Genomic DNA, 16,787 nt, shown 5'->3' on the forward strand with positions numbered 1-16,787 from the left:
CACCAGGATCGCGCCGTCCATCTGGGCGGCACCGGTGATCATGTTCTTGACGTAGTCAGCATGGCCCGGGCAATCGACGTGGGCGTAGTGACGGACCGGGGATTCGTATTCGACGTGCGCGGTCGAGATCGTGATACCACGCGCCTTTTCTTCCGGAGCGGCGTCGATCGAGGAGTAATCCTTGAACTCGCCACCGAAGCGCTCGGCACCGATCTTGGTCAGTGCGGCGGTCAGCGTGGTCTTGCCGTGATCGACGTGACCGATGGTGCCGACGTTGACGTGCGGCTTGGTGCGCTCGAACTTACCCTTTGCCATTGTTCTATACCTTGATTGTTCGTAAGTGGTTTCAAGAGAGGCTGAGCGAGGCTCAGCCCTTCTTCATGACGGCTTCGGCGATGTTGGTCGGAGCCGGCTCGTAGTGATCGAATTCCATGGTGAAGGTGGCGCGGCCCTGGGTCTGCGAACGCAGCGCAGTGGCGTAGCCGAACATTTCACCCAGCGGGATCATCGCGTTGATGATGCTGGCCGAACCGTCACCGGTGGTGTCGGAACCCTGCAGCACGCCGCGACGACGGCTGACGTCGCCCATCACGTCACCCTGGTAATCCTCCGGGGTCACGATCTCGACCTTCATGATCGGCTCCAGCAGCACCGGCTTGGCCTTGGCGAAGCCCTGCTTGAAGGCCATCGACGAAGCCAGCTTGAACGCCATTTCCGAGGAGTCGACGTCGTGGTACGAACCGAACACCAGCTTCACCTTGACGTCCACGACCGGGAAGCCAGCCAGCGGACCGCTGGTGATGGTTTCGCGCAAACCCTTTTCAACCGACGGAATGAATTCCTTCGGGATCACGCCGCCGGTGATGTCGTTGATGAACAGGAAGTCGTCCTTGATGGCCGGAGCCAGCTTCGGATCGGCACGGTCGGCAGCGGTGATCGGCGACAGTTCGATCACGACGTGACCGTACTGACCCTTACCACCGGACTGCTTGGCGTGCTTGTAGTCCGACTTGACGTCGGCCAGGGTGATGGTTTCGCGGTAGGCCACCTGCGGCGCGCCGACGTTGGCTTCAACGTTGAACTCGCGCTTCAGGCGGTCGACGATGATGTCCAGGTGCAGCTCGCCCATGCCCGAGATGATGGTCTGGCCGGATTCTTCGTCGGTCTTGACGCGGAACGACGGATCTTCCTGCGCCAGACGGCCCAGGGCCAGACCCATCTTTTCCTGGTCCGACTTGGTCTTCGGCTCGACGGCCATCGAGATCACCGGCTCCGGGAACGTCATGCGCTCCAGGATGATCGGGGCGTCCACGGCGCACAGGGTGTCACCGGTGGTGGTGTCCTTCAGGCCCACGGCAGCGGCGATGTCACCGGCCAGAACTTCCTTGATTTCCTCGCGGTTGTTCGAGTGCATCTGCAGGATGCGGCCGATGCGCTCCTTCTTGCCCTTCACCGAGTTCAGCACGGTGTCGCCACCGTTCAGGGTGCCCGAGTAGACACGGAAGAAGGTCAGCGCGCCGACGAACGGGTCGGTGATGATCTTGAAGGCCAGCGACGAGAACGGAGCCTTGTCGTCCGACTTGCGGGTCATTTCGACGGTGTCGTCGTCAACGTCCACGCCCTTCACGTCCGGCACGTCGACCGGCGACGGCAGCAGCTGGATCACGCCGTCCAGCATGGCCTGCACACCCTTGTTCTTGAAGGCCGAGCCGCAGTACATCGGCACGATCTCGGTGGCCAGGGTGCGGGTACGCAGCGCGTTGATGATTTCGGCCTCGGCCAGCTCTTCGCCGCCCAGGTACTTTTCCATCAGCTCTTCGCTGGCTTCGGCAGCGGTCTCGACCATGAACTGGCGAGCCTCTTCCGCAGCCGCCTGCAGATCGGCCGGGATGTCGCTGTACTCGAACTTCATGCCCTGCGAAGCCTCATCCCAGTGGATGGCCTTCATCTTCAGCAGGTCGACGACGCCCTTGAAGTTGTCTTCAGCGCCGATCGGCAGCTGCATCGGCACGGCAACCGCGCCCAGCTTGGCCTTCAGCTGGCCGACGACCTTCTGGAAGTTGGCACCGGTGCGGTCCATCTTGTTGACGAACGCGATGCGCGGCACGTGGTACTTGTTGGCCTGGCGCCACACGGTTTCCGACTGCGGCTGCACGCCACCGACGGCGCACAGGACGAAGACGGCACCGTCGAGCACGCGCAGCGAGCGCTCCACTTCGATGGTGAAGTCGACGTGCCCGGGGGTGTCGATGATGTTGAAGCGGTGCTCCGGCAGGGACTTGTCCATGCCCTTCCAGAACGCGGTGGTGGCAGCGGACTGGATCGTGATGCCACGCTCCTGCTCCTGCTCCATCCAGTCCATGGTGGCGGCGCCGTCATGCACTTCACCGATCTTGTGGCTCTTGCCGGTGTAGAACAGGATGCGCTCGGACGTGGTGGTCTTGCCGGCATCGATGTGAGCCATGATGCCGAAGTTACGGTAACGCTCGATGGGAGTGGAACGGGCCACGGGAGCCTCTCAGATTTCTTGGATTTCGGATGGCCGAACGCCGCCTTTCGGCGGCCTTCGGATTGGCGCAGTCCTTCTGGGACCGCGAGGCAGCACGCACCGAAGTGGTGCTGCCCTGCCTGTTTTACAAGGCCGTCAAACTCACCAGCGGTAGTGGGCGAATGCCTTGTTGGCTTCGGCCATGCGGTGGGTTTCTTCGCGCTTCTTGATGGCGCCGCCACGATTTTCCGAGGCGTCGATCAGTTCAGCAGCCAGCTTCTTCGGCATGGTGTTCTCACCACGCTTGCGCGCGGAGTCGATCAGCCAGCGCATGGCCAGGGCCATCTTGCGCGACGAACGCACTTCGACCGGCACCTGGTAGGTGGCACCACCGACGCGGCGCGACTTGACTTCGACCGCCGGAGCGACGTTGTCCAGAGCCTTCTGCACCAGTTCAATGGCGTTGGCGCTGCTGTTCTTCTCGGTGATCACGTCCATGGCGCCGTACACGATCTTTTCGGCGACGGACTTCTTGCCGCTCTGCATGACCATGTTGATGAAGCGGGCGATGGTTTCGCTTCCGTGCTTCGGATCGGGCAGGACGGAACGCTGCGGAGTATTACCCTTACGCGACATAGTGCTCTCTCCTTATGCCTTCGGACGCTTGGCGCCGTACTTGGAACGGGCCTGGCGACGCTTGGCAACGCCGGCGGCGTCGAGCGAGCCACGAACGGTGTGGTAACGCACACCCGGCAGGTCCTTGACGCGACCGCCGCGGATCAGGACCACGGAGTGCTCCTGCAGGTTGTGGCCTTCACCACCGATGTAGGAAATCACTTCTTCCTGGTTGGTCAGGCGGACCTTGGCAACCTTGCGCAGAGCCGAGTTCGGCTTCTTCGGGGTGGTGGTGTAGACACGGGTGCAGACGCCACGGCGCTGCGGGCACTTGTCGAGCGCCGGCGAGGCACTCTTGTAGGTGGTCGCTTGCCGCGGCTTGCGGACCAGCTGGTTGATCGTCGCCATCAGTAGGTTCTTCTGATTGGTGGCCGGAAAATCCGGCCAGAGATGCGGAAATGTTAAAGCAGGCCAAAATTCTGGCCTGCTGAGACAGACGATTGTAGCAACCTGCCAGGAAAGCAGTCAAACGCCTCCTGTCAAGCCCGTTCCTGATCCCGGAACGTTACTGGGGGGCCTCCATGTACCCCGTTCAGGTTGGCGGGGTGAACCGCAAGCGGTCCACCCTGCCCTGCACCGGTAGAGTCGACTGTCAGTCGACTCTAGATAGCAGTCGACTGACAGTCGACTCTACCCGCCCGGGTGGTCCGGCCCTGAGGCCGGACCCGTGTTTCAGTCTTCCGAGGCCTGTTCAGCTTCGGCTTCAACCACCGGTGCCTCGACCGCGGCCGGGGTGCCGGCAAGGGTCTGCATTTCCGACTCGGTGAGGCCGGAAGCGCCGCGACGGCGGTTGCTGTGGTACGCCAGGCCGGTACCGGCCGGAATCAGGCGACCCACGATGACGTTTTCCTTCAGGCCACGCAGGTTGTCCGAGGTGCCGCGGACGGCCGCTTCGGTCAGCACGCGGGTGGTTTCCTGGAACGACGCGGCCGAGATGAACGATTCGGTCGCCAGCGAGGCCTTGGTGATACCCAGCAGGACCGGAGCGAAGTGCGCCGGCAGCTCATTGCGGGCTGCAAGGCGGGCATTCTCCTCGATAACGCGCTGGCGCTCCACCTGTTCGCCGTTCAGGAACTTGCTGCTGCCCTGGTCGGTGATCTCGACCTTGCGCAGCATCTGGCGGGTGATCACCTCGATGTGCTTGTCGTTGATCTTCACGCCCTGCAGGCGGTACACGTCCTGGATTTCCTTCACCAGGTAGGCGGCCAGCGGTTCGACACCCAGCAGGCGCAGGATGTCCTGCGGGCTCGGCTCGCCGTCCACGATGGTTTCACCCTTGGTGACATGCTCGCCTTCGAACACGATGACCTGGCGGTACTTCGGGATCAGCTCTTCGTGCTCCGAACCATCGGTGTCCTTGATGATCAGGCGCTGCTTGCCCTTGGTGTCCTTGCCGAAGCTGATGATGCCCGAACGCTCGGCCAGCACCGCCGGATCCTTCGGCTTGCGCGCTTCGAACAGATCGGCCACGCGCGGCAGACCACCGGTGATGTCGCGGGTCTTCGACGCTTCCTGCGGGATCTTGGCGACCACGTCACCCACGCCGACGGCAGCGCCGTCCTGCAGGTTGACGATCGAGCGCGGCGGCAGCAGGTACTGCGCCGGCAGGTCGGTGCCCGGAATCGACAGGTCGTTGCCCTTGGCGTCGACGATGCGCACGATCGGGCGCAGGTCCTTGGCCTGGGTACCACGACGCTTCGGATCGGTGATTTCGCGCGACGCCAGGCCGGTCAGCTCGTCGGTCTTCTCGATGACGGTGATGCCGTCGACGAAGTCGATGAAGCGGATGAAGCCGGCCACTTCCGACACGATCGGGTGGTTATGCGGATCCCAGTTGGCCACGGTCTGGCCAGCCTTGATCGCATCACCGTCCTTGGACGTGATGGTTGCACCGTACGGCAGCTTGTAACGTTCACGCTCACGGCCGTGGGCATCGAGCACCGAGATTTCGCCCGAGCGCGACACTGCCACCAGCGAGCCGTTGGCATGCTCGACCGACTTGAGGTTGCTGAACTTGACCGAGCCGGTGGTCTTGACGGTGATGTTGTCGACCGCAGCAGCTCGCGACGCCGCACCACCGATGTGGAACGTACGCATGGTCAGCTGGGTACCCGGCTCACCGATGGACTGGGCGGCGATGACGCCGACCGCTTCACCGATGTTGACCAGGTGGCCACGGGCCAGGTCGCGGCCGTAGCAGCGCGAGCAGACGCCGAAGGCCGATTCGCAGGAGATGGTCGAGCGGACCTTGATGGTCTGCACGCCGGCATCTTCCAGCTTGGCAACCCAGGCTTCGTCCAGCAGGGTGTTGCGGGTGACGATCGGATCTTCGTCGTTGCCCGGCAGGAACACGTCCTCGGCAACCACGCGGCCCAGCACGCGGTCCTTCAGCGGCTCGACCACGTCGCCGCCTTCCACGATCGGGGTCATGATCAGGCCTTCGGTGGTACCGCAATCCACCTCGGTGATCACCACGTCCTGTGCCACGTCGACCAGACGACGGGTCAGGTAACCCGAGTTCGCGGTCTTCAGCGCGGTATCGGCCAGACCCTTACGGGCACCGTGGGTGGAGTTGAAGTACTCCTGCACGTTCAGGCCTTCGCGGAAGTTCGCCTTGATGGGCGTCTCGATGATCGAGCCGTCCGGGCGGGCCATCAGGCCACGCATGCCGGCCAGCTGACGGATCTGCGCCTGCGAACCACGCGCACCGGAGTCGGCCATGATGTACAGCGAGTTCATCGACTTCTGGTCGATGGTCTCACCCTTGGCATTGACCACCTTCTCGGTACCGATGGTGTCCATCATCGCCTTGGCGATGCGCTCGTTGGTGCGCGACCAGATGTCGACCACCTTGTTGTAGCGCTCGCCGGCGGTGACCAGGCCCGACTGGTACTGCTCCTGGATTTCCAGCACTTCGGCTTCGGCCTCGGTGAGGATGCCCTTCTTCTCGTCCGGGATCAGCATGTCGTCGATGCCGATCGAGACACCGGCGCGGGTCGCGTACGCGAAGCCGGTGTACATCAGCTTGTCGGCGAACACGACCGTGTCCTTCAGGCCCAGCTGGCGGTAGCTGGAGTTGATCAGGCGGCTGATGTTCTTCTTGGTCAGCTCGGTGTTGGCCAGCGCGAACGGCAGGCCTTCCGGCAGGATTTCAGCCAGCAGGGCGCGACCGATCGTGGTGTCCACGATCGAGGTCTTGTTCTGCTTGTTGCCGTCTTCGTCGGTCACCACTTCGGTGATGCGGACCTTGACGCGCGCGTGCAGTTCCACCACGCGGTTGTCGTAGGCACGCTTCACTTCGGCGATGTTGGCGAAGGCCATGCCCTCGCCCTTCTTGTTTTCCAGCGAGCGGGTCATGTAGTACAGACCCAGCACGACGTCCTGCGACGGCACGATGATCGGCTCGCCGTTGGCCGGCGACAGGATGTTGTTGGTCGACATCATCAGCGCACGCGCTTCCAGCTGGGCTTCCAGCGAGAGCGGCACGTGGACGGCCATCTGGTCACCGTCGAAGTCGGCGTTGAACGCGGTGCAGACCAGCGGGTGCAGCTGGATGGCCTTGCCTTCGATCAGCACCGGCTCGAACGCCTGGATGCCCAGTCGGTGCAGGGTCGGCGCACGGTTCAGCATCACCGGATGCTCGCGGATGACCTCTTCCAGGATGTCCCAGACTTCGGCTTCTTCGCGCTCGACCAGCTTCTTGGCGGCCTTGATGGTGGTGGCCAGGCCACGACGCTGCAGCTTGGCGAAGACGAACGGCTTGAACAGCTCGAGCGCCATCTTCTTCGGCAGGCCGCACTGGTGCAGGCGCAGGTACGGGCCGACCACGATGACCGAACGGCCCGAGTAGTCGACGCGCTTGCCGAGCAGGTTCTGGCGGAAGCGACCCTGCTTGCCCTTGATCATGTCGGCCAGCGACTTCAGCGGGCGCTTGTTGGTGCCGGTGATGGCACGGCCACGACGGCCGTTGTCCAGCAGCGCATCGACCGACTCCTGCAGCATGCGCTTTTCATTGCGCACGATGATGTCCGGCGCGCTCAGTTCGAGCAGGCGGCGCAGGCGGTTGTTGCGGTTGATGACGCGGCGGTACAGGTCGTTCAGGTCGGAGGTCGCGAAGCGGCCGCCATCCAGCGGGACCAGCGGACGCAGGTCCGGCGGCAGCACCGGCAGCACGGTCATGACCATCCATTCCGGACGGTTGCCCGATTCCAGGAAGGCTTCGATCAGCTTGATGCGCTTGGTGAGGCGCTTGAGCTTGGTTTCCGAACCGGTAGCGGCGATTTCCTCGCGCAGGCGGGTCATTTCCGACTGCAGGTCGATCGTGCGCAGCAGTTCGTACACGGCCTCGGCGCCCATCGCGGCGTCGAAGTCGTCACCGTGCTCCTGGCGGGCCTGCAGGTACTGCTCCTCGGTCAGCAGCTGGCGGCGCTCCAGGGCGGTCAGGCCCGGCTCGGTCACCACGTAGGCTTCGAAGTACAGCACGCGCTCGATGTCGCGCAGGGTCATGTCCAGCATCAGGCCGATGCGCGACGGCAGCGACTTCAGGAACCAGATGTGCGCGACCGGCGAGGCCAGGTCGATGTGGCCCATGCGCTCGCGGCGCACCTTGGCCAGGGTCACTTCGGTACCGCACTTTTCGCAGACCACGCCGCGGTGCTTCATGCGCTTGTACTTGCCGCACAGGCACTCGTAGTCCTTCACCGGGCCGAAGATGGCGGCACAGAACAGGCCGTCGCGTTCCGGCTTGAAGGTACGGTAGTTGATGGTTTCCGGCTTCTTCACTTCGCCGAAGGACCACGAACGGATCAGGTCCGGCGAAGCCAGCGCGATCTTGATCGCGTCGAAGTCCAGCGTCTGGCGCTGCTGGTTGAAGAGGTTGAGCAGGTCTTTCATGGTGTTCTCCAGAAGGAGGAATGCTGTGTCGATGGGCTTTCAGTTCACTGCCAGCGGCGCGGCGGCGTTGACCGCCGCGCCGGCATGGATCAGTTGTCTTCCAGTTCCATGTTGATGGCCAGCGAGCGGATTTCCTTCACGAGCACGTTGAAGGATTCCGGCATGCCCGCGACCATCTCGTGCTCACCGTCGACGATGTTCTTGTACATCTGGTTGCGGCCCTGCACGTCATCGGACTTCACCGTCAGCATTTCCTGCAGGGTGTAGGCCGCGCCGTAGGCTTCCAGCGCCCAGACTTCCATTTCACCGAAGCGCTGGCCGCCGAACTGCGCCTTGCCGCCCAGCGGCTGCTGGGTGACGAGCGAGTACGGACCGGTCGAACGGGCGTGCATCTTGTCGTCGACCAGGTGGTTCAGCTTCAGGTAGTGCATGTAACCGACGGTGGTGTGGCGATCGAACGCTTCACCGGTGCGGCCGTCGTACAGCTGGGTCTGGCCACTGCTCGGCAGGTCGGCCAGTTCCAGCATGCGCTTGATTTCCGCTTCGGTGGCACCGTCGAACACCGGGGTGGCCATCGGCACGCCGTCGGTGAGGTTACGGGCCAGGCGCAGCAGCTCCTCGTCGCTGAACTGCGACAGGTCGACGCGGTTGGCCACGTTGGTGTCGTCGTGGTTGTAGATGTCGTCCAGGAACTTGCGCAGGTCGGCAACGGCGGCCTGGGCTTCCATCATCGCCTGGATCTTGCGGCCCAGGCCCTTGGCCGCCCAGCCCAGGTGCACTTCCAGGATCTGGCCGATGTTCATACGCGACGGCACGCCCAGCGGGTTCAGCACGATGTCCACGGTTTCGCCCGAGGCCATGTACGGCATGTCCTCGACCGGCACCACGTTGGAGACCACACCCTTGTTGCCGTGGCGGCCTGCCATCTTGTCGCCCGGCTGGATGCGGCGCTTCACGGCCAGGAACACCTTGACCATCTTCAGCACGCCCGGGGCGAGGTCGTCACCGGCGGTGATCTTGCCGCGCTTGTCGGCGAAGCGACGCTCGAATTCCTTCTCGTGCGCCTGGATCTGCTTCTGCGCGCGCTCGATGGCTTCCGAAGCGTCCTCGTCCTTCATGCGCAGGGCGAACCAGTCAGCCTTCTTCAGGCCGTCCAGGAAGGCGTCGGTGATCACGTCACCCTTCTTCAGGCCAGCGCCACCGTTGACCACCTTGCCCACGATCTGCGAACGCAGACGCATGTAGATGGCGGCTTCCAGGATGCGGAACTGGTCGTCGAAGTCCTTCTTGACGCGCTTGATTTCAGACTCTTCGATCTGGCGGGCGCGCTTGTCCTTCTCGATGCCGTCGCGGGTGAAGACCTGCACGTCGATGACGGTGCCGTCCATGCCCGGCGGAACGCGCAGCGAGCTGTCCTTAACGTCCGAAGCCTTCTCGCCGAAGATCGCGCGCAGCAGCTTCTCTTCCGGGGTCAGCTGGCTTTCGCCCTTCGGGGTGACCTTGCCGACCATGATGTCGCCGGCGCGAACTTCCGCACCGATGTACACCACGCCGCTCTCGTCCAGGCGGTTCAGCGCCTGCTCGGAGACGTTCGGGATGTCGGCGGAGATTTCCTCCGGCCCCAGCTTGGTGTCACGCGCGACGCAGGTCAGCTCTTCGATGTGGATCGTGGTGTAACGATCCTCTTCCACCACGCGCTCGGAGAGCAGGATGGAGTCTTCGAAGTTGTAGCCGTTCCACGGCATGAACGCGATCAGCATGTTCTGGCCCAGGGCCAGTTCGCCGATGTCGGTGGACGGACCGTCGGCCAGCACGTCGCCGCGGGCGATGACGTCACCCACCTGGACCAGCGGACGCTGGTTGATGCAGGTGTTCTGGTTCGAACGGGTGTACTTGACCAGGTTGTAGATGTCCACGCCTGCATCGGTAGCGCCAACGATCTCTTCCTCGTTGACCTTGACCACGATGCGGGCCGCGTCGATCTGCACGATCTCGCCACCACGGCGGGCGTTCACGGTCACACCGGAGTCACGCGCCACGGCGCGCTCGATGCCGGTACCGACCAGCGGCTTCTGCGCACGCAGGGTCGGCACCGCCTGACGCTGCATGTTGGCGCCCATCAGTGCGCGGTTCGCGTCATCGTGCTCCAGGAACGGAACCAGCGCGGCCGCGATCGACACGGTCTGCATCGGCGAGACGTCCATGAAGTGGACTTCCGCCGGCGGCTTCAGCAGCGATTCGCCCTGGAAGCGGCACGGAACGAACTGCTCGGTCAGGGTGCCCTTGGCGTCGGTCAGCGCGTTGGCCTGCGCAATGACGTACTCGTTTTCTTCAATCGCCGACAGGAACTCGACTTCGTCATAGACCTTGCCGTCCACGACCTTGCGGTACGGAGTCTCAAGGAAACCGTACTGGTTGGTGCGGGCGTACACGGCCAGCGAATTGATCAGGCCGATGTTCGGGCCTTCCGGGGTTTCGATGGTGCAGACGCGGCCGTAATGGGTCGGGTGCACGTCGCGCACTTCGAAGCCGGCGCGCTCACGGGTCAGGCCGCCCGGGCCCAGGGCCGAGACGCGACGCTTGTGGGTCACTTCCGACAGCGGGTTGTTCTGGTCCATGAACTGCGACAGCTGCGAGGAGCCGAAGAACTCCTTGATGGCAGCGGCAACCGGCTTGGCGTTGATCAGCTCCTGCGGGGTCAGGCCTTCGGACTCGGCCATCGACAGGCGCTCCTTGACCGCGCGCTCGACGCGGACCAGGCCGACGCGGAACACGTTTTCGGCCATTTCGCCGACCGAACGCACGCGACGGTTGCCCAGGTGGTCGATATCGTCGACCACGCCGCGACCGTTGCGGATCTCGGTCAGGACCTTGATCACGTCCAGGATGTCGGAGCTGTCGCCGTGGGCGGCGACCAGGCGCTTGGACTCTTCGTCGTTGCGCTCACCGAAGTACTTGCTGTCGTACAGCACGGCTTCGCCGGTGGTTTCCTTGCGGCCCACGCGACGGTTGAACTTCATGCGGCCGACCGCGGACAGGTCGTAGCGCTCGAAGGTGAAGAACAGGTTGTGGAACAGGTTCTGCGCAGCGTCCTTGGTCGGCGGCTCGCCCGGACGCATCATGCGGTAGATCTCGACCAGGGCTTCCAGCTGGGTCTTGGTCGGGTCGATGCGCAGGGTGTTGGACAGGTACGGGCCACGATCCAGATCGTTCACCCACAGGGTGCCCACGGCATCCACACCGGCCTTGCGGAAGGCCTGCAGCTGCTCGTCGGTGATCTCGTCATTGGCCTGGGCCAGCAGTTCGCCGGTCGAGGCGTCAACCACGTCGTGCGACAGGATGCGGCCGACGATGTAGTCGTCCGGCACGGCCAGGGCGGCGATGCCCGAGGCTTCCAGCTGCTTGATGTGGCGCGCGGTGATGCGCTTGCCGGCTTCCACGATGACCTTGTCGCCGTCGGCGAGGTCGAAGCCCAGGGTTTCGCCACGCAGGCGCTCCGGCACCAGCTCCAGCTGGACGCCTTCATCCGGGTTGATGTGGAAGGTGTTGATCTCGAAGAACTCGGCCAGCATCTCTTCGTTGCTGTAGCCGAGCGCGCGCAGCAGGATCGACACCGGCAGCTTGCGGCGACGGTCGATACGGGTGAACAGCGCGTCCTTCGGGTCGAACTCGAAGTCTAGCCAGGAGCCGCGGTAAGGAATGATGCGGGCGCTGTACAGCAGCTTGCCCGAGCTGTGGGTCTTGCCACGGTCGTGGTCGAAGAACACGCCCGGCGAGCGGTGCAGCTGCGAGACGATGACGCGCTCGGTGCCGTTGACGATGAAGGTGCCGTTCTCGGTCATCAGCGGGATTTCGCCCAGATAGACCTCCTGCTCCTTCACGTACTTGATGGCCTTGGTCGACGACTCACGGTCGTAGATCACCAGGCGCACGGTCACGCGCAGCGGGGCGCCGTAGCTCATGCCACGCTGGCGGCACTCGCGCTCGTCGAAGACCGGTTCGCCCAGCTTGTAGCCGACGTATTCCAGGGCAGCGTTGCCGCTGTAGCTGGCGATCGGGAAGACCGACTTCAGCGCAGCGTGCAGGCCGTGGTCCGTGCGCTTGGCCGGATCGACGTTTTCCTGCAGGAATTCACGATAGGAATCCACCTGGATGGCGAGCAGGAACGGCACTTCGAGAATCGAGCGCTGCTTGCCGAAATCCTTGCGGATACGCTTTTTTTCGGTGAACGAATAGGACGTCATGAGGTCTTCCACCTTGTTGTGCGGATCGTGCGCCCACGATCCGAAGGGAACTTGAAATTGTCAGTTGGAAGTCGCTGGTATTGCCGGCACCAGCACGCCTTCTCCCGCTACTTCCAACTGCCAACTCGTCTGCTACCACGCCCCTGCTGCCGCGCACTGCGCTGGCCGGCGGGGTTTGACTGCAGCCCGTGTTGGGCTTTTTGCTGCATTTGAAACGGTAGAGTCGACTGTTAGTCGACTTCCTTCACAGCAGTCGACCAACAGTCGACTCTACCGACACCGCAACAACGACCAAAGGCCGGGGGCTTACGCCCCCAGCCTTGGCTGCATCGCCGTGAATCGGTGACGATGCAAGGTAACTGCTTACTTGACTTCGACAGTCGCGCCAGCAGCTTCCAGGTCCTTCTTCATCTTCTCGGCGTCTTCCTTCGAAGCGCCTTCCTTCAGGACGCCACCGGCTTCGGCCAGGTCCTTCGCTTCCTTCAGGCCCAGGCCGGTGATGGCGCGGACGGCCTTGATGACTTCGACCTTCTTGTCGCCGGCCGACTTCAGGGTGACGGTGAACTCGGTCTGCTCTTCAACAGCAGCGGCCGGGCCAGCGGCAGCAGCCACGGCAACCGGAGCAGCGGCGGAGACGCCGAACTTCTCTTCGATGGCCTTGACCAGCTCCATCACTTCCATCAGGGACTTCTCGGCGATGGCGTCGACGATCTGTTCGTTGGTAAGGGACATGATTAATACCTTTGGATGATTTTCTGGGTTGAGGTTCCGTCAGGAACCACGGTAAGTCGAAACTCAGGCGGTCTCGGCGGCCGGTTCGGCAGCGTCGGCGGCGACGTCGCCACCACCCTGCTTCTCGCCAACGGCCTTGATGGCGCGGGCAAACATCGTGACCGGCTCGGTCAGGACGCGGGCCAGCATGGCCAGGGCCTGGTCGCGGGTCGGCAGCGAGGCCAGCACGTCGACGTGGCTTGCCGGGAACACTTCGCCACCGATGGCGACGACCTTAGCCTTCAGCTTGTCGTTGCCCTTGGCGGCTTCCTTGATCAGGCGACCGGCAGCGCCGGGCTCCTCGAGCGAGAACGCGTACAGCAGCGGACCAACCATCTGGTCCTGGGCGACTGCGAACTCGGTGCCTTCAACGGCGCGCGAAGCCAGGGTGTTCTTGACAACCTTCAAGAAAACACCGGTTTCACGAGCCTGCTTGCGCATCGCGGTCATCTGGGCGACCGTGGTGCCAGCGTATTCGGCTGCGATCAAGGAGTGGGCCTTGGCGGCGACGTCTGCCAGCTCGGCGACTACTTCTTGCTTCTGGGACAGATTGAGAGCCATTGCACTCCTCCTATTGAACTCCGCTTACGGCTCCTGCCGTGTGCGGTCCTGTGCGGCATCCGTCCTGGACGCCGGGAACATCGGGATGATGTTCCGGGGGTGGGCCGTTCCAGACCTGGAGGCAATCAGGGAAATCCCAGACGTGCGTGAACCAGAAAAACTCCAGAAGGGCACCATCTACGCAGGGTGATTCCGGGGAATCGATTAAGCGCTCATGACTGCTCCGGCGGCGACTCCTTGCCAGATCGAGCTTCCGTGCCCGTCGCCGGTATTGCCACGACCGCGCCTGCGGTCTTTGACGGCTACCGCGGGCGATGCACTGCCAACGATGCCTTCAAATGTCACGGTCACGGCACCGAAGGTACCGTGACCGCTTGAAACAATTACTTCAGGGTCAGCGACGACTGGTCGACGGTGACGCCCGGGCCCATCGTCGAGCTGACCGAAACCTTCTGCAGGTAGGTGCCCTTCGAGGTGGCCGGCTTGGCCTTGATCAGGTCAAGCAGCAGCGCGGTCAGGTTCGACTTCAGCGCGTCTTCGGCGAAGTCGGCCTTGCCGATGGTGCAGTGGATGATGCCGGCCTTGTCGGTGCGGTAACGGACCTGACCCGACTTGGCGTTCTTCACGGCTTCACCCGGGTTCGGGGAAACGGTGCCGACCTTCGGGTTCGGCATCAGGCCGCGCGGACCCAGCACGGTGCCCAGCTTACCGACGACGCGCATGGCGTCCGGGGTCGCGATGACGACGTCGTAGTTCAGATCGCCGGCCTGCATCTTCTCGGCCAGATCATCCATACCGACGGCTTCGGCGCCAGCGGCCAGGGCTTCATCAGCCTTGGCACCGGCCGGAGCGAACACGGCGACGCGGACCGACTTGCCGGTACCGGCCGGCAGCACGGTGGAGCCACGAACCTGCTGGTCGGACTTCTTCGCATCGACGCCCAGGCGCACAGCGACGTCGATCGACTCGACGAACTTGGCCTTGGTGGCGCTCTTCAGGATGTTGATCGCGTCCTCGAAGGCGTATGCCTTGCCCGGAACGACGGCGGCCTTGATGGCCTTCTCACGCTTGGTCTGTGCCATCTTATTAACCCTCCACCACGAGGCCCATGGAACGGGCAGAGCCAGCGATGGTACGCACGGCGGCGTCCAGATCGGCGGCAGTCAGATCCGGTTCCTTCGCCTTGGCGATCTCTTCCAGCTGCTTACGGGTGACCTTGCCGACCTTCTCGGTGTTCGGGCGCTTGGAGCCCGACGAGATGCCAGCGGCCTTCTTCAGCAGGGTGGTGGCCGGGGTGCTCTTGGTGATGAAGGTGAACGTACGGTCCGAGTAGGCCGTGATGATCACCGGAACCGGCAGACCCGGCTCGAGCTTCTGCGTGGCAGCGTTGAACGCCTTGCAGAATTCCATGATGTTCAGACCGCGCTGACCCAGCGCAGGACCGACCGGCGGCGAGGGGTTGGCCTGACCGGCCTTCACCTGCAGCTTGATGTAACCGACAACTTTCTTTGCCATGTGAGTACTCTCCGGGTGCTAGCGCCTTTCGACAACAGGCTCCCCATCGGACCGGGAATCACGCGTCCCGGCATCGCGTTTTGAAATCATGCTGAAGGCCACCTTGCGGCGGCCTCGTCCTGCTGGCTTCCCAGCGGGGAGCCGCGCACTATATCAGGTTTTTTCTTCACATGCCTGAAGCAGCATATAAACGGACGAAACCGGGCAAGGCCCGGTTCCTGGTTCCATAGAGTCGAGCTTGCTCGACCGATCAGCAAAGTCGAGCAAGCTCGACTCTACAGCTGGATCAGACGGCCTTTTCGACCTGGCCGAACTCGAGTTCGACCGGAGTGGCACGACCGAAGATCAGCACCGAGACGCGCAGACGGCTCTTCTCGTAGTTGACCTCTTCGACGACGCCATTGAAATCGTTGAACGGGCCGTCGGTGACGCGGACCATCTGGCCCGGCTCGAACAGCACCTTCGGACGCGGCTTCTCGACACCTTCCTGAACGCGGTTCAGGATGGCTTCGGCCTCGGAATCGGCAATCGGCAGCGGACGGTCGGCGGTGCCGCCGATGAAGCCCATCACGCGCGGGGTTTCCTTGACCAGGTGCCAGCTTTCGTTGTCGATGCGCGGAATACCGGCTTCTTCGTGGGTCTCGATCTGGACCAGCACGTAACCCGGGAAAAACTTGCGCTCGGAGCGGCGCTTCTGGCCAGCGCGCATCTCGACCACTTCTTCGGTCGGGACCAGGACATCGCCGAAGCGCTCTTCCATGCCGTCACGGACGATGCGATCGCGCAGAGCCTGCGCCACCGACTTCTCGAAGCCCGAATAGGCGTGAACGACGTACCAACGCTTCATGCAATTCTCCTTAGCGGCTCAGGAACAACTGAACCAGCCACTGAATGACGTAATCGAACCCACCCAGCAACAGACTGAGAATGGTCACCACCACCATCACGACCCAGGTCATGCGGATGGCTTCCTGGCGCGTCGGCCAGACCACCTTGCGCAGTTCGAAGCGCGACTCGGAGAGGAATTCGCGGGTGTCGCGCCCCTTGCCGGTCAGCATGAACACGCCGATACCGCCAACCAGACCGACCACGACCGCCAACGCACGCAGCTGACCCGCCCACGCACCCAGCTGGGTGGCGCGACCGGAGTCGGCGGAGAACCAGAACCAGACGAACAGACCGGCCAGCACCAGCAGCGATGCGGCGACGTACTTGACGATATCCCCGCCGTTGGCGGAGTTGTCCTTGGAATGTTCGATCTTGCTATTCATCCGGCTGTGTCTGCTTTAGCGGCCCAGGCCGCTGGATAAGGTGGGCAGATGGCACGCCAGGAGGGACTCGAACCCCCAACCTGCGGTTTTGGAGACCGCTGCTCTGCCAATTGAGCTACTGGCGTACGTGTTGAAACTTGCCTTCCCTTAGACGGCGAAGGCGGACCGAGGTTCCCGGCCCGCCATTCGCGTAACCGGCGGCGCTATGCAACCACCGGCACTGCAGGCTTACTCGATGATCTTCGAGACCACGCCGGCGCCGACGGTACGGCCGCCTTCGCGGATGGCGAAGCGCAGGCCTTCGTCCATTGCCACCGGGTTGATCAGGGTGACGACCATCTTGACGTTGTCACCCGGCATCACCATTTC

Annotated in this window: 13 protein-coding genes and 1 tRNA gene; all 14 read right to left on the reverse strand. The window is 63.3% G+C overall.

What is annotated here, in order from left to right:
* On the reverse strand, window positions 1–315 hold a 315-nt coding region (locus AC5P78_RS20785; protein WP_258010329.1), incomplete at its 3' end, for a GTP-binding protein.
* A 52-nt stretch (window positions 316–367) separates the two neighbouring features.
* Window positions 368–2,509, reverse strand: coding sequence for an elongation factor G (gene fusA, locus AC5P78_RS20790; RefSeq protein WP_012479235.1), 2,142 nt, complete (start codon window positions 2,507–2,509; stop codon window positions 368–370).
* Between the two features lie 141 nt (window positions 2,510–2,650).
* On the reverse strand, window positions 2,651–3,124 hold the full coding sequence (rpsG, locus tag AC5P78_RS20795) for a 30S ribosomal protein S7 (RefSeq protein WP_004145321.1): 474 nt from the start codon (window positions 3,122–3,124) through the stop codon (window positions 2,651–2,653).
* A 12-nt stretch (window positions 3,125–3,136) separates the two neighbouring features.
* Complete coding sequence (gene rpsL, locus AC5P78_RS20800; protein ID WP_004145320.1) at window positions 3,137–3,511, reverse strand: 30S ribosomal protein S12; 375 nt, start codon at window positions 3,509–3,511, stop codon at window positions 3,137–3,139.
* Between the two features lie 324 nt (window positions 3,512–3,835).
* The gene (gene rpoC, locus AC5P78_RS20805) at window positions 3,836–8,056 is read right to left on the reverse strand and encodes a DNA-directed RNA polymerase subunit beta' (protein WP_414498406.1); all 4,221 of its coding nucleotides are present in this window, start codon (window positions 8,054–8,056) and stop codon (window positions 3,836–3,838) included.
* 89 nt (window positions 8,057–8,145) lie between these two features.
* Window positions 8,146–12,300, reverse strand: coding sequence for a DNA-directed RNA polymerase subunit beta (gene rpoB / locus AC5P78_RS20810; protein ID WP_005408205.1), 4,155 nt, complete (start codon window positions 12,298–12,300; stop codon window positions 8,146–8,148).
* A gap of 363 nt (window positions 12,301–12,663) precedes the next feature.
* Window positions 12,664–13,032 carry a 50S ribosomal protein L7/L12 gene (gene rplL, locus AC5P78_RS20815; RefSeq protein WP_005408204.1) on the reverse strand — a complete coding sequence of 123 codons (369 nt, stop codon included), beginning with the start codon at window positions 13,030–13,032 and terminating at the stop codon, window positions 12,664–12,666.
* 63 nt (window positions 13,033–13,095) lie between these two features.
* Window positions 13,096–13,632 (reverse strand): 50S ribosomal protein L10, encoded by a 537-nt coding sequence (gene rplJ, locus AC5P78_RS20820; protein WP_005408203.1) that lies wholly within the window; start codon window positions 13,630–13,632, stop codon window positions 13,096–13,098.
* 383 nt (window positions 13,633–14,015) lie between these two features.
* Entirely contained in the window at window positions 14,016–14,714 is a 699-nt protein-coding gene (gene rplA / locus AC5P78_RS20825) for a 50S ribosomal protein L1 (protein WP_004154350.1), read from the reverse strand.
* Between the two features lie 4 nt (window positions 14,715–14,718).
* A complete protein-coding gene (rplK, locus tag AC5P78_RS20830; RefSeq protein ID WP_004145248.1) occupies window positions 14,719–15,147 on the reverse strand; it encodes a 50S ribosomal protein L11 in 429 nt (142 codons plus the stop codon).
* A 286-nt stretch (window positions 15,148–15,433) separates the two neighbouring features.
* Window positions 15,434–15,994, reverse strand: a complete 561-nt coding sequence (gene nusG / locus AC5P78_RS20835) for a transcription termination/antitermination protein NusG (protein WP_004154362.1) — start codon at window positions 15,992–15,994, stop codon at window positions 15,434–15,436.
* Between the two features lie 10 nt (window positions 15,995–16,004).
* Entirely contained in the window at window positions 16,005–16,418 is a 414-nt protein-coding gene (gene secE / locus AC5P78_RS20840) for a preprotein translocase subunit SecE (RefSeq protein ID WP_005408202.1), read from the reverse strand.
* A gap of 49 nt (window positions 16,419–16,467) precedes the next feature.
* Window positions 16,468–16,543: transfer RNA gene (locus AC5P78_RS20845), tRNA-Trp, on the reverse strand.
* Window positions 16,544–16,646: 103 nt separating this feature from the next.
* Window positions 16,647–16,787 (reverse strand): EF-Tu C-terminal domain-related protein (locus tag AC5P78_RS20850; RefSeq protein WP_487247787.1); only part of this gene is annotated, 141 nt, incomplete at its 5' end.

The organism is Stenotrophomonas sp. YJH_SMC_133 (genome assembly GCF_059370655.1).